This window comes from Curtobacterium sp. MCLR17_031 (genome assembly GCF_003234775.2).
Lineage (GTDB): Bacteria > Actinomycetota > Actinomycetes > Actinomycetales > Microbacteriaceae > Curtobacterium > Curtobacterium flaccumfaciens.
Genome location: NZ_CP126270.1, coordinates 1,774,821 through 1,789,336, shown reverse-complemented (window position 1 = coordinate 1,789,336; position 14,516 = coordinate 1,774,821). Strand labels below are relative to the sequence as shown.

General features: G+C 69.8%; 10 protein-coding genes. 3 read left to right on the top strand and 7 right to left on the bottom strand.

Translation table 11 applies throughout. The features are described 5' to 3' along the window. The first annotated feature begins 123 nt into the window (after nt 1-123). Nucleotides 124-840, top strand: a complete 717-nt coding sequence (locus DEI96_RS08540; RefSeq protein WP_027465455.1) for a DUF4191 domain-containing protein — start codon at nt 124-126, stop codon at nt 838-840. 413 nt (nt 841-1,253) lie between these two features. Here the strand turns inward: DEI96_RS08540 and DEI96_RS08535 are convergent, their stop codons facing one another. Then, entirely contained in the window at nt 1,254-1,709 is a 456-nt protein-coding gene (locus DEI96_RS08535) for an RDD family protein (RefSeq protein WP_071244549.1), read from the bottom strand. A 141-nt stretch (nt 1,710-1,850) separates the two neighbouring features. On the opposite strand from DEI96_RS08535, the gene glnA (DEI96_RS08530) reads away from it, so the two are divergent. Continuing rightward, nucleotides 1,851-3,275, top strand: coding sequence for a type I glutamate--ammonia ligase (gene glnA, locus DEI96_RS08530; protein WP_027465453.1), 1,425 nt, complete (start codon nt 1,851-1,853; stop codon nt 3,273-3,275). A 394-nt stretch (nt 3,276-3,669) separates the two neighbouring features. On the opposite strand, the gene DEI96_RS08525 is transcribed toward glnA (DEI96_RS08530), so the two are convergent. The 6 genes from DEI96_RS08525 to DEI96_RS08500 form a co-directional block, all read right to left on the bottom strand. Further along, nucleotides 3,670-5,097, bottom strand: coding sequence for a UDP-glucose dehydrogenase family protein (locus DEI96_RS08525; protein WP_111022912.1), 1,428 nt, complete (start codon nt 5,095-5,097; stop codon nt 3,670-3,672). Further along, nucleotides 5,094-6,680 carry a glycosyl hydrolase gene (locus DEI96_RS08520; protein ID WP_111022913.1) on the bottom strand — a complete coding sequence of 529 codons (1,587 nt, stop codon included), beginning with the start codon at nt 6,678-6,680 and terminating at the stop codon, nt 5,094-5,096. Before DEI96_RS08520 ends, DEI96_RS08525 begins: the two co-directional genes overlap by 4 nt. Further along, complete coding sequence (locus DEI96_RS08515; RefSeq protein WP_111022914.1) at nt 6,673-8,259, bottom strand: glycosyltransferase family 2 protein; 1,587 nt, start codon at nt 8,257-8,259, stop codon at nt 6,673-6,675. The genes DEI96_RS08520 and DEI96_RS08515 overlap by 8 nt, the downstream gene beginning before the upstream one ends. A gap of 537 nt (nt 8,260-8,796) precedes the next feature. Next, nucleotides 8,797-11,748, bottom strand: coding sequence for a bifunctional [glutamine synthetase] adenylyltransferase/[glutamine synthetase]-adenylyl-L-tyrosine phosphorylase (locus DEI96_RS08510; RefSeq protein ID WP_111022915.1), 2,952 nt, complete (start codon nt 11,746-11,748; stop codon nt 8,797-8,799). Nucleotides 11,749-11,784: 36 nt separating this feature from the next. Beyond that, on the bottom strand, nt 11,785-13,122 hold the full coding sequence (gene glnA / locus DEI96_RS08505; RefSeq protein ID WP_027465449.1) for a type I glutamate--ammonia ligase: 1,338 nt from the start codon (nt 13,120-13,122) through the stop codon (nt 11,785-11,787). A 125-nt stretch (nt 13,123-13,247) separates the two neighbouring features. After that, nucleotides 13,248-13,427 carry an SPOR domain-containing protein gene (locus DEI96_RS08500; protein WP_111023013.1) on the bottom strand — a complete coding sequence of 60 codons (180 nt, stop codon included), beginning with the start codon at nt 13,425-13,427 and terminating at the stop codon, nt 13,248-13,250. A gap of 184 nt (nt 13,428-13,611) precedes the next feature. Here DEI96_RS08500 and map point away from each other — a divergent pair, with 184 nt between their 5' ends. Then, complete coding sequence (gene map / locus DEI96_RS08495) at nt 13,612-14,475, top strand: type I methionyl aminopeptidase (RefSeq protein ID WP_071403965.1); 864 nt, start codon at nt 13,612-13,614, stop codon at nt 14,473-14,475. The last annotated feature ends 41 nt before the right edge of the window (nt 14,476-14,516 follow it).

Sequence of the window (14,516 nt, the reverse complement as noted above, 5' to 3'; positions counted from 1 at the left end):
ACCAGCGTGGCGGTGGCGCGTGGGCCTCCAGGCTCTCCCGCACCACCTGTGGACAAGACGTGTTCGCGCACAGCCGGACACGGGACGGTCTCCCCCGGGGCACGGAGGCCGTATCCTGTTCGCATGGCACGCAGCTCTTCCACAGACAAGAAGGCGAAGGAGCCGGGGCGTCTCAAGCAGATGTTCCAGGTCTTCCAGATGACCCGAAAGGCCGACCCGTCGTCGGTCTGGTGGTTCGCCCTCGCCTTCGTCGGTCCGGTCGTCCTCGGTGTCCTGCTGGCGCTGCTCCTGCCGGGGCAGAACTGGCTCGCGATCGTCCTGTGGATCGTCGCCGGTGTGCTGCTCGGTGTGCTGCTCTTCCTCATCGTGCTCGGCCGTCTCGCCGAACGCGCCGCGTACTCGCAGATCGAAGGCCAGCCCGGCGCCGTCGGTGCCGTGCTGTCGAACTCGCTCCGTCGCCAGTGGCGCTCCAGCGAGATGCCGGTCGCGGTGCACGGTCGCTCGCAGGCAGCGGTCTACCGCGCCGTGGGTCGCCCGGGCGTCGTCCTGATCACCGAGGGCCAGCGTGGCAACCTCAACCGCCAGGTCGACGAGGAGCGCCGCAAGGTGCAGCGCATCGTCCCGAACGTCGCCGTGCACGTGCTGCACGTGGGTGACGGCACCGGTGAGAGCCTGACGCTGCACAAGCTGCCCCGTGCCATGAACAAGCTCAAGAAGTCGCTCAACCGCAACGAGGTCCTGGCGGTCGCGAACCGTCTCGACTCGCTGACGCAGAGCCCCGCGGCCTCGATCCCGAAGGGCATGGACCCGATGCGGGCCCGCGCCGGACGGCCGCGCTGACCGAAGTCCGCACAGACGAGGACGCCCCCGACCAGTTCTGGTCGGGGGCGTTCTCGTATGTGTGGGCCGCGGGGCGGGGTGTGCGCGAGGCCCGCACCGTGCGACCTTCGCTGAACCGTGCGAGGTTGTCGGCTCGGTGCGGGACTCCGACGGCGCACGGGGCAGGCAAGCTCGCACCCGGTGCGCAACCTCGCACGGTGCGACGGCAAGCGGCTGAGGCCCGGCGCGCAACCTTGCACGGTGCGAGGGCGCGGCACCGGCCCGGAACCGTGCGAGGTTGTCGGCTCGGTGCGGGACTCCGACGGCGCACGGGGCGGGCAAACTCGCACCCGATGAGCAACCTCGCACGGTGCGAGGTCGGGCGGACGACAGCCACGACCCGCGCGCCGCACCCGCGACCCCGGCCGACGCGATCAGCGGCGGACGAGCACCGTCCCCGCGATGCGGTCGTGCGCACCACGGCTGTCGCGGTCGATGATGAGCGCCGGGACCACCAGGCAGAGCAGCACCGTCCGGAGGATCGGCCGCCACACCCCCACGTAGCCCCCGCGCATCGGGACGACCCGCAGCCCGACGCAGATGTGCCCGAACGACCCGGACAGCAGGCAGATGAACACGATCTGCAGCACGGCGAAGATGGCGATCTGCACCCAGGAGTGCGCGATGTCGCCCGAACCGTTCACCGGCGACCAGACCCCGGTGACGTAGGCCACCAGGTCAGCCAGTGCGCCGTCGATCAGGAGCGCGACGACCCGCCGACCGATCCGCCCGACACTCCGGGGCCCGGACTCGGGCAGACCGAGGTCCTTGCCCGGCCATCCGTCCGGGTGCTCGGAGGGCGCGGACGGACTGGGAGTGCTGCGGGCCATGGTCCCCAGCGTAGGCGACCGCCCGGGCGTAACACGCCCGAAACAAACCAGTCATGTCCGGGAAACCCCGTGTCAATAGCCTCATCGGAGGTGCCTTGACCGGTGCCTCCGACATCACCCAACCCATTGGAGATCGGCCCCATGTTCAGCGATTCCTCCGAGGTCCTGGCCTTCATCAAGGACACCGACGTCAAGTTCCTCGACATCCGCTTCACGGACCTGCCCGGTGTGCAGCAGCACTTCAACATCCCGGCATCCACCGTCGACGAGGACTTCTTCTCGGTCGGCCAGCTGTTCGACGGCTCCTCCATCCGCGGCTTCGCGTCGATCCACGAGTCCGACATGCAGCTGATCCCCGATGTCACCACGGCGTACGTCGACCAGTTCCGCGCCGAGCGCACGCTCATCATGATCTTCGACATCTACAACCCGCGGAACGGCGAGATCTACGGCCGCGACCCGCGCCAGGTGGCGAAGAAGGCCGAGAAGTACCTCGCGTCGACGGGCATCGCGGACACCGCGTTCTTCGCCCCCGAGGCCGAGTTCTACATCTTCGACGACGTCCGGTACTCGGTCACGCAGAACGAGTCCTTCTACGCGGTCGACTCCGAAGAGGGCGCCTGGAACACCGGTCGTGACGAAGAGGGCGGCAACCTCGCCAACAAGACCCCGTACAAGGGCGGCTACTTCCCCGTGTCGCCGGTCGACAAGACCGCCGACCTGCGCGACGACATCACCCTCAAGCTGATCGACGCGGGCTTCGAGCTCGAGCGCTCGCACCACGAGGTGGGTACCGGCGGCCAGCAGGAGATCAACTACAAGTTCGACACGATGGTCCACGCCGCGGACGACATCCTGAAGTTCAAGTACATCGTCAAGAACACCGCCGACCAGTGGGGCAAGGTCGCCACGTTCATGCCGAAGCCGCTCTTCGGCGACAACGGCTCGGGCATGCACACCCACCAGTCGCTCTGGTCGGACGGCAAGCCGCTCTTCTACGACGAGAACGGCTACGGCGGTCTGTCGGACCTCGCCCGCTGGTACATCGGCGGCATCCTGAAGCACGCCTCGGCGCTGCTCGCCTTCACCAACCCGTCGATCAACTCGTACCACCGTCTGGTCAAGGGCTTCGAGGCTCCGGTCAACCTGGTCTACTCGGCCGGCAACCGCTCGGCGGCGATCCGCATCCCGATCACGGGCACCAACCCGAAGGCCAAGCGCATCGAGTTCCGCGCGCCCGACGCCTCCGGCAACCCGTACCTCGCCTTCGCCGCGCAGCTGATGGCGGGCCTCGACGGTATCCAGAACCGCATCGAGCCGCACGAGCCGGTCGACAAGGACCTCTACGAGCTCCCGCCCGAGGAGGCCAAGGGCATCCCCCAGGTCCCCGGCTCCCTCGACGAGGCGCTCGACGCGCTCGAGGCGGACCACGAGTTCCTCACGAAGGGCAACGTCTTCACCGAGGACCTCATCCAGACCTGGATCGACTACAAGCGTGAGAACGAGATCCTCCCGCTGGCCCAGCGCCCGCACCCGTTCGAGTACGAGCTGTACTTCGGCGTCTGAGTCCCGCTGACACCACACGAAGGGCCCCGCACCGTCAGGTGCGGGGCCCTTCGCCGTGCCGGCCACGTTTCGGGGTGGGCGACACCTCACGGGCTGCGCCGCCCGTGAGCTGTCGCTCAGCGCGTGACGACGCTGCCACCGTGCGCGCGGGGTGCGGACGCGACCGCCTGGAGGCCCGGTGCCGGTCCGGCGGGCGGGGGTCGGGCCTCCAGGCGGTCGCGACGCACGTTCCTTCCCATTGCAGCCGGACTGGAAAGCGGAATCGGGCGTCCCTGGTCAGAACTTCCGACCAGGTACGCCCGATTCGACCAGGTACGCCCGAAACGACCAAGCCCCGGGCGCACGGGAACGGGGCCCGCGCCGCCCGGCACGGACCCCGTCTCGCGAACGGTGACTAGCGGCTCGTGGCCAACGCGTCGTTCGTCCCCGCTGCGACGCTCACGGGTGCACCCGTGACCGGCGTGGGACGTCCCAGGGAACGGACGGTCCACCCCGCTTTCACCCAGTCGGAGACCGGGAGGCAGTTGCGCGCGTCGATCACGACGCGGCGCCCGACGAGCTCGCCGAGGGCGACCGGGTCGGCGGTGATGATGTCGTCCCACTCGGTGAGCACGAGGACGACGTCGGCGCCCTCGATCGCGTCCGTCATCGAGGCGGCGTAACTCAGCGTCGGGAACGAGCGCTTCGCGGGCTCCATCGCCTCGGGGTCCCAGAGCGTCACCTGGGCGCCGCGGAGGTGCAGCGCGGCGGCGACGTTGAGCGCCGGGGAGTCCCGGACGTCGTCGGTCAGGGGCTTGAACGCGGCACCGATGACGGCCACGCGACGGTTGAGCACCGATCCCCCGGCCGAGTCGATCGCCATGTCGATGACCCGCTGGCGCTGCCCCATGTTGATCTCGTCGACCTGCTGCATGAGGCCGACGACCTGGCCGGCACCGATCTCGTTCGCGCGGTACATGAGCGCGCGGATGTCCTTCGGCAGGCAGCCGCCGCCGAAGCCGAGGCCGGCGTTCAGGAACTTCCGGCCGATGCGGGCATCGTGGCCGAGGGCGTCGGCGAGCGTGGAGACGTCCGCGCCGGTGATCGCGCACATCTCGGAGATCGCGTTGATGAACGAGATCTTCGTGGCGAGGAACGCGTTGGCGCTCACCTTGACGAGCTCCGCGGTGGCGAGGTCGGTGGTGATGACCGGCGTGCCCTCGCTGATGGGTGCGGCGTAGACCTCGCGGATCACGGCGTCGGCGGCCTCGGACGCGCCACCCCAGACCAGACGGTCCGGGTGCAGGGTGTCCTCGACGGCCTTGCCCTCACGCAGGAACTCGGGGTTCCAGATGAGTTCCGCATCGATGCCGGCGGGGGTGAACTCGCGGACGATGCCGCGGAGTCGCGCTGCCGTGCCGACCGGGACCGTCGACTTGCCGACGATGAGGCCCGGGTGGGTGAGGTTCTCGGCGACGCCACGGGTGGCGCTCTCGACGTAGGCCAGGTTCGCGGCGTGCGACCCGGCCTTCTGCGGGGTGCCGACGCAGACGAAGTGGACGTCCGCAGCGGCGACGGCCGAGGCGATGTCGGAGGTGAAGCGGAGCTTGCCGCTGGCGACGTGCTTCGTGATGAGCTCGGGCAGCCCGGGCTCGAAGAACGGGACCTCACCGGCGGACAGTGCGGCGAGCTTCGACGGGTCGATGTCGACACCGATGGTCTCGAAGCCCATCTCGGCCATGGCGGCCGCGTGGGTGGCACCGAGGTAGCCGGTGCCGATGACGCTGATGACGGGTGCGGGACGGGTGTCGGCCGATGCGGTCGACTTCTTGGACTCGCTCATTGCGTGACCTCCTGCAGGTCGTAGTCGATGTCGTTGCGCTTGATGCCCTCGGCGAAGGCCTTGAGGGAATCGGCGCGGGAGTTGAGACGCCAGTCGTTCGTGGTGCGCTTGCCGTCGATGATGGTGGTCGCGGTCTCGCTGAAGTACGCGAAGCCGACGATGTCCTTGTTGGCGGGGTCCGCCAGCGCATCGAAGAGCGAGTTGATCCACTGCGTCTTCTGCGGGTTCGCGACACTCGTGCCGGTCTCGGTCGCCCCGATCTCGTTGAGCATGATGCCCTTGCCCGGTGCGATCTGGCGGAGCTGCGCGAGCGTCGCTCCGAAGGTCGTGCCGAACGTGGGCTGCTCGGTGGCGTCGCGGTAGTAGCCGCTCATGCCGACCCAGTCCACGTAGTCCGCACCCGGGTAGTACTGCCGCATGTAGTCGAGCGTCTGGTACTTCGGGTTGCCGAGCTTGTCGATGCGGCTCGGGGACCAGTCCCAGATGACGTACTTGTTCGCGCCGTTCGCCTGGAAGACGTCGTGCACGTGCTGCCACATCTTCACGTAGGAGCCGGCCGGGTTCTTCTGGTCGTCACCCTCGGACCAGTTGTACCAGGAGCCGTTCATCTCGTGGTCGAGACGGATGACCATCGGCTGCCCGTTGGCCGCCAGCGCCTTGGCGTACTTCGTCAGGTAGGCGTCGAACGACCCACCGGAGATGTCCTCGTTGGTGTACCCGGGGACGTACTTCTGGTCGTTGCCGGTCTGCGCCGGCACCGTCTCCCACGTCATGAGCGGGACACGGCCGTTGGCCCAGGAGCGCTGCACCGCGGGGGCGTTGAACTCCTGGTCGAAGCCCTGGAAGAAGCCGGTCATGTTCGACGCGGTGCCGACCTGACGGGAGACCTCGTCGTACTCGGCCCAGTTGAACGGGGACTGCGCGGTGTAGAGGCCGTACCAGCGCGACTGCTGGCCGAGGATCTCGGCCTTGGTCGGTGTGACGACCGGGGTGGCACCCGGGTCGGTCGACGGACCGGGGTTCGGCTTCGAGCCGCCACCGTTGCCGGAACCAGAGCCGGACCCGGATCCGTTGCCGGAACCCGATCCGCTGCCAGAACCGTTGTCGGACGAGCCCGAGCCGGACCCGGACGCGCCGGCCGAACCCGCACCGGACCCGCCGGAACCCGAGCCACCGCTGCCGGAACCCGCGGCGTTGACGGTGGACGAGCCTCCCGAGCCCTTCGCGGCACCGAGCTGGGACTGCAGCGACGCGATCTGCGCCTTGAGTTCCGAGATCTGGTCGCCACGCGACCCGGCCTGGGCCGTGCGGGAGTCGAGCTTGCCCTCGAGCGACCAGATGCGCTCCTGGGCGGCGTCGAGCTGCGTCTGCAGCTCGGCGGCGGACACCTTCTTGGCCTTCGGCGCCTCGACGCCGAGCGCCTGGTGCACGGCGGTCGAGACGGGGCCGGAGGGTGAGATCCACACCGACCAGGTGATGAGGCCGAGCGCCAGCACGATGGCCGTCGTGCCGATGGCCGTCCGGCGGGCGTGCTTGCTGGACTGCGCCCACCAAGCACTCGAGGAACGGATGAAGTCAGACAATGAGGAACGCCTCCAGGGCGAAGATCGCGATGCCGATCACGTACGGGATCGCTGCGTACGGGTTGTACCGGCGGGCTCGGGCGGGAGCCGGCGCGGCTGCTCGCTGGGCCTCCTGCTGCGCGACCGCTGCTGCGGCCTCGCGGCGGGTGGCGAGCACGGTGGTGGTGGAGTTGGTCGCCGCGTCGGCGCCGAAGAGCTCGTCGAACGCACGGTCCACGGCCACCTGGTCGACCCCGGCCGACCGGGCACGTTCGGCGTCGATCGGGCTGACCGGGATCTGCGCCGAGGCGGACAGCGGCTGGACGGCGTCCGCCGGGTCCTCCTGCATCGGACCACCGGCGTAGGCACCGGCCCGGGTCCCCCAGCCGGACGCGTGTGCCAGGCGGAAGAAGCCGATGAGCCGGATCGGCATCAGGAAGAACGTCGACACGATGATGAACATCGGCAGGCGGAAGAAGTCGCTCGGCTTCTCGGACAGGTGCCGCATCTGGCGGATCGCCATGCTCAGCACGCTCGAGATCACCATGAGCGCCGCGACGTAGACGAAGCCGGTCGAGAAGCCGTACTGCGAAAGGATGCCCTGGTACAGGTTCTCGCCCTGGCCGGTGAAGGCACGGTAGATCCAGCCGGCGATCACGCCGAAGAGCATGAACGGCAGGATGATGTCGGTGATGAAGAACGCCGCGAGGACCGGGGCGTGGCCGAGCATCCACGGCAGCATCCGCAGCGTGTTGTACTGCGAGCCGCGGGCCCAGCGGAGCTGCTGCTTGAACAGCTTCTTCACCTGCAGCGGGGCGTCCGTGTAGACCAGCGACGTGTACTGGTAGACGGTCCGGTACCCCTCCTTGAGCGTGAGGTTCGTCAGCGTCCGGTCGTCGGAGACCTCGAGGAACACGCCCATGAACTTCTCGTGCATGAACCGGTCCATCACCCGCATGAGGATGCTCCGGCGGAACGCGATGGTGCGCCCGGGCAGGCAGCCGATCTGCCCGAGGACACTCTGTGCCGGCATCGAGTAGAGCGCCCGCGAGTTCTCGAGCCAGTCGGCCCAGCGGGTGATCCAGCTGCGCTCCGGTTCGAGGATGCGCTGCCGGGTGGTCACGCCACCGACGGACTCGTCGGCGAACGGCTTGAGGAGCTCCTCGAGCGCGCCGGGGGTCCAGACGGTGTCGGAGTCGACCAGCACGGTGATGTCGCCGTTGGACATCTCGGTGCCGACCTTGACGGCGTTGCGCTTGCCCGGGATGGGCGTGTGGGTCCAGCGGACGAGCGGGGCGAACTCGTCGCAGACCTCCTCGAGCGCCTCGTTGCGGGCACCGTTGATGACGACGATGATCTCGCCGGGCTGCTGCTCGACCATGCGGCCGATCACGTCACGGAAGAGGTCGAGCGGTTCGTCCACGACGGGGACGACGACGCTGGTGGTACCGACGAAGGTGCCGGTGAAGGGGCGGTAGCGGGCGGAGATGACGACCTTGAGCAACCAGAGCAACCAGATCACCGCGGAGTACACGGCGAACAGGTAGAACTCGGGGTGCCCTTCGACCATCTGCCTGATCTGCAGAATGAAGGTGAACACTGATCCCTGCTTCAACGTTCGAGGTGGAGATTCCGCTTCATCGGGGAATCAGGGCCGGTTCGGGTGATGCAATTGATGCAGAACCTGAACGCGCGCGCAACGCGGCCCCCATCCGGGGGCGTTACGGGCGCGTTACGGGGTACACACCGGTCCCCCTCTCGGCCGGTCGGAGTGGTCCCCCGTGGTGCTGACAGCACTCCTGCGGACCACGCCTCGACGCAGGGTCGCCCCGATGGGCGACAGGTGCGGCCTGGAGGCACGGGTCGGGTCCAACGGAAAGCCCCGGTCAGGAGGTGGTCACGCGGCGTGTCGGGGGACGTCGGAAAAGGTCCCCTGGCGGTCCGGTGGGAGTTCGGTCACGGCCCGGTAACGAGCCGGGCTCCGTTTCGAACAGGGGTACGAAGAGGGTGCCGTCGGGGGACGTCGTGCGACACGGGGAATTAACCTTCGACAGCTGCTCAGGTCGGGTCCGTCCGCAGACGCTCGGGCGTGTCGCGAGGTGCTCGGCGGCGGGTCAGGTGCTGCGTCGCGTGCGGATCAGGCGCCGTAGAACTCGCGCTCGAACACCTGTCGGGCCCGCCGCGTGACGCCGAGGTAGTCGTCCTCGAGGCGGCTCGCGGAACCCGGCGGGTACTCCATCAGACGGGCGACGCCCTCGAGCTGGACGCGATCGACGGGCAGCACGTCGGTGGTCTTCCCCGACCACAGCACGAGCGCACTGCGGGTGCGCGACGCGAAGCGCCAGGCGGCCCCGAGCCGCTCGCCGTCCTCGGCGCCGACCAGTCCGGCGTCGACCGCGGCGTCGAGCGCCTCGAGCGTCGACGTGGTGCGGAGCGACGGGATCTCGAGCGCGTGCTGCAGCTGCAGGAGCTGCACGAACCACTCGACGTCGCTGAGCGATCCCCGGCCGAGCTTGAGGTGCCGGGCCGGGTCGGCGCCGCGGGGCAGCCGCTCCGACTCGACGCGGGCCTTGATCCGGCGGACCTCGCGCACCTGGTGGTCGTCGATCTGCTCCGGGTACCGCGTGCGGTCGGCGAGGTGCTCGAAGTCACGCAGGAGCTGTGCGTCGCCGACGGCTCCGCGGGCACGGAGGAGCGCCTGCGCCTCCCACGTGAGCGACCAGCGGGCGTAGTAGGCGCCGTAGGACTCGAGCGTCCGCACGACCGGACCGTTCTTGCCCTCGGGGCGCAGGTCGATGTCGAGGTCGAGCGGGTGGATCGTGTCCTCGGTCAGACGGTTCAGCTCGCGCACGATTGTCTGGGCGGTCCGGGACGCGACCTCGGGCGCCAGGTCGGGTGCGCGGTACACGTACAGAACGTCGGCGTCCGAGCCGAAGCCGAGCTCCCGCCCGCCGTACCGGCCCATCGCGATGATCCCGAACTCGAAGCCCTCGGGGGCGTCCCGGCGGGCGAGCGCGAGGGCGCCGGCGAGGGTTGCCTCGGTGACGTCGCTCAGGGCCGGGCCCAGGCCGTCGACGTCGAGGGAGCCGAGCACGGCGGCCATGCCGAGCCGCAGGGTCTCGCGCCGTCGGGCCGACCGGAGCAGCGCCGCGGAGCCGTCGACGTCGTTGCCGTGCCGGGCGGTGGTCGCGGTCATCTCGGCGAGCAGGGCGTCGATCGGCCGCGGACGCAGGAGCGCCTCGGGTTCGTCGAGCCAGGCGACCGCCTCCGGGAACCGCTCGAGCAGCCCGGACAGGAACGCCGACTCGGACAGCACCGTGGTGAGCGAGTGTGCGGCGCCGGACGAGTCGCGCAGCATGCGGAGGAACCAGCTCGACTCCCCCAGGCCGTCGCTCAACCGCCGGAAGGCCAGCAGCGCACGGTCCGGCGCCGGTCCCTCGGCCATCCAGCGCAGGAGCACCGGGAGCAGGTTCCGCTGGATCGCCGCGCGTCGGCTCGTGCCCTGCGTGAGGGCGCGGATGTGGCCGACGGCTCCGGCGGGGTCGACGAAGCCGACACCGGCGAGCCGGTCGACGACCTGGTCGTTGGTCAGGACGATCTCGTCCTCGGTCGAGGCCACTGCGGACAGCAGCGGCCGGTAGAACAGGCGTTCGTGGAGCCCGCGGACCTCGAGCTTCACGGCGCGCCAGCGTGCCTCGAGCGCCGGGGCCGACGCCGCGACACCGCTCGACCGGGCGAGCACCCGCAGCTCCTCTTCGTCGGAGGGCATCAGGTGCGTCCGCTGCAGGCGCCGGAGCTGGATGCGGTGCTCGAGCACCCGGAGCAGGGCGTAGTCCGGGCCGAACCGAGCGGCCTCGGCACGGCCGACGTACCCGGCGTCGGTCAGGGCGTCCATCGCCTCGAGCGTCGACCGCACCCGCACGGACGGGTCGTCACGGCCGTGCACGAGCTGCAGGAGCTGCACGGTGAACTCGACGTCCCGCAGGCCACCGGGGCCGAGCTTGAGCTGGCGGTCGACGTCGGCGTCCGGGATGTGCTCGGTCACCCGCTCGCGCATGCGCTGCACCGACTCGACGAACCCCGGCCGGGTGGAGGAGTTCCACACGAACGACGCGACGGCCTCGGCGTACCGGGCACCCAGGTCTGCGGATCCCGCGATCGGGCGGGCCTTGAGCAGCGCCTGGAACTCCCACCCCTTCGCCCAGCGCTCGTAGTACGCCACGTGCGAGTCGAGGGTGCGGACGAGTGCGCCGTCCTTGCCCTCGGGCCGGAGGTTCGCGTCGACCTCCCACAGGGCGGGCTCGGCGGCGAGGTCGGTGATCGCGTGCATGGCGGCGATCGCGATGCGGGTGGAGACGAGCACGGCCCGGTCGGTGGGGACGTCGTCGGTGGGCTCGGTGACGAAGATGACGTCGACGTCGCTGACGTAGTTGAGCTCGCGGGCGCCGGCCTTGCCCATCGCGATCACCGCGAGCGGTGTCGCTGCGACGTCGGCCGCCGGGAACGGGACCTCGCGCCGGGCGATGTCGACCGCGGCGTCGAGGGTGGCGCCCGCCAGGTCGGCGAGGCCCGCCGCAACGGCCGGGAACGCATCGGTCGGCACGGCGTGCAGCACGTCGAACAGGGCGATCTGGGCCAGGTGCCGGCGGTAGCGCACGCGCAGGCGCATCCGGGCGTCCTCGCCCGTGGCACCGTCGACGGCCTCGGTCAGCGACGCCGTGTACCGCTCCTGCGACCACGGTTCACCGACCGGTTCGAGCAACAGTGCCAGCTCGGCCGGACGCCGGTGCAGGAACTCCCCGAGGCCGATCGAAGCGCCGAGCAGGCGGATCAGGCGCTCGGTCGCCGCGTCGTCCGTCAGGACGGGCCGGAGCTCGTCCGGCGCGCGCTCGAGCAACCGCTCGAGCATCCGCAGGGCGCCGTCCGGATCAGCGGTGCCGCCCCAGAGCGCGGCAGACCCGGCGACCGGCAGCGGCACGTCGGGGCCGAACCGGGCCTCCAGGTCGGCAGCCCGCTCGAGGCTCTCCGACAGCTCGGCGAACCCCAGACGGGCCAGCTCCGAACGTGACGTCGTCGTCCGACCGGTCATGTGGAACGTGCTCCCGAGGGGTCAGGGCGCTCGGTTCTAGAGCGCGCCGAGGTTGGTGTCGAGCTCGAACGGGGTGACCTGGTCGCGGTAGCGCTTCCACTCCTGCCGCTTGTTGAGCAGCACGAAGTTGAACACCTGCTCGCCGAGCGTCTCGGCCACCAGCTCGGAGTCCTCCATGAGGCTCAGGGCGTGGTCGAGGCTCGCGGGCAGCTGGCTGTAGCCCAGGGCCCGGCGCTCGGAGTCGCTGAGGCTCCAGACGTTGTCCTCGGCCTCGGCGGGGAGCTCGTACTCCTCCTCGATGCCCTTGAGGCCGGCCGCGAGCAGCAGCGAGTACGCCAGGTACGGGTTCGCCGCCGAGTCGATGCCGCGGTACTCGATCCGCGAGGACTGGCCCTTGTTCGGCTTGTAGAGCGGCACGCGCACCAGGGCCGAGCGGTTGTTGTGGCCCCAGGTGACGAAGGACGGGGCCTCGTCGCCGCCCCAGAGCCGCTTGTACGAGTTGACGAACTGGTTCGTCACCGCGGTGATCTCCGGCGCGTGCTTGAGCACCCCGGCGATGAAGTGCTTGGCCGTCTGCGACAGCTGGTACTGGCCACCGGCCTCGTAGAAGGCGTTCTGGTCGCCCTCGAACAGCGAGACGTGGGTGTGCATGCCGGAACCGGGCTGGCCCGAGATCGGCTTCGGCATGAACGTCGCGTAGACGCCCTGCTCGATCGCCACTTCCTTCACCACGGTGCGGAAGGTCATGATGTTGTCCGCCATCGTCAGTGCGTCGGCGTAGCGGAGGTCGATCTCGTTCTGCCCGGGGCCGGCCTCGTGGTGCGAGAACTCGACCGAGATGCCGAGGTCCTCGAGCATCCGGACGGACCGACGTCGGAAGTCGTGCGCGCTGCCGCCGGGGACGTTGTCGAAGTAGCCGGCCTGGTCGACGGGCTGCGGTCCGCCGTCCTTCCACTCGCGGCTCTTGAGCAGGTAGAACTCGATCTCGGGGTGCGTGTAGAACGTGAACCCGCGGTCGCTCGCCCGCGCCAGGGTGCGCTTCAGCACGTTGCGAGGGTCGGCCACGGCGGGCTGCCCGTCCGGCGTCGTGATGTCGCAGAACATCCGCGCGGTGGGGTCGATCTCGCCGCGCCAGGGCAGGATCTGGAAGGTCGAGGGGTCCGGGTGCGCCAGGACGTCGGCCTCGTACGAACGGGTGAGGCCCTCGATCGCGGAGCCGTCGAACCCGATGCCCTCGGCGAACGCGCCCTCGACCTCGGCCGGGGCGATCGCCACCGACTTCAGCGTCCCGATGACGTCCGTGAACCAGAGTCGGATGAACTTGATGCCGCGCTCCTCGATGGTGCGGAGCACGAAGTCCGTCTGCTTGTCCATGCACGACCTTTCCGTGTATCGGGTGGCCGCTGGCGGGCCTCGTCCCAGGCTAGTGGTCCGGCGGTGTGCGCGGGGCCGTGCGACGCGCCGTCACCGGGGCGCCGGCCGGGTGCCGGCCGCGGAGCTCAGCGGTCCTCGGCGTCCCACTTCTCGTTGTTCGCGGCGATGCGGTCGAGCGCGTGCTGCGCTTCCTCGCGCGTCGCGAACGGGCCGATCCGGTCGCGCTGCGGGGACTGCGGGCCCTGCTCGACCTGGCCGGTCTTGTCGTTGAACCACCACTGGGACTCGATGCGTTCTTCGCTCATGTCGCCCACCGTACCCACGTCACTGCCTGGAGGCCCGGTGCCGGTCCGGCGGACCGGCACCGGGCCTCCAGGCAGTCGCGCCCACCACGTCGGGCCGCACCCCGGGGCGGTTGCGCTCGGCGCGTCGGGCTGCGCCCTGGGGCGGTTGCGCTCGGCGCGTCGCGCCGCGGCTAGAGTGGTCCGCATGCCCCGGGACGAACACGGACACCTGACCGCCGGCCGCATCTCCCCGCACCGCGCCGTCCCGAAGGACATCGAGCGTCCGGAGTACGTCGGGAAGGTCGAGCCCCACGAGCACGGTCTCGGTGACACCTACACGCCGGACGAGGTCGAGCGCATCCGGGTCGCGGGACGCATCGCGTCGCAGGCCATCGACGCCGTCGGCGAGGCCATCCGCCCGGGCGTGACCACGGACGAGCTGGACCGCATCGGGCACGAGTTCGTCGTCGCGCACGGGGCCTACCCCTCCACCCTCGGCTACCGCGGCTACCCGAAGTCGCTCTGCTCGAGCCTCAACGAGGTCATCTGCCACGGCATCCCCGACGACACCGTCCTGCAGGAGGGCGACCTCGTCAACATCGACATCACCGCCTACAAGGACGGCATGCACGGCGACACGAACCGGACGTTCGTCGTCGGGCAGGCCGCGCCCGAGGTGTCGGACCTGGTCACCCGGACCGAAGAAGCACTGCGTCGCGGCATCAAGGCCGTCGCCCCGGGCCGGCAGGTCAACGTGATCGGCCGCGCGATCGAGGCGTACGCGAAGCGCTTCGGCTACGGCGTCGTCCGCGACTACACCGGACACGGCGTCGGTCGGGCGTTCCACTCCGGCCTGATCATCCCCCACTACGACGCACCGCAGTACGACACGGTGATCGAACCCGGCATGGTGTTCACCATCGAACCCATGCTCACACTCGGCGGCATCGAGGCCGACATCTGGTCCGACGACTGGACTGTCTCCACACGTGACAAGTCGTGGACCGCGCAGTTCGAGCACACCCTCGTCGTCACCGAACGCGGCGCGGAGCTCCTCACCGTCTCCTGACCGGACACCTCCGGCAGGCAACCGAAAGGCACGACAACCTC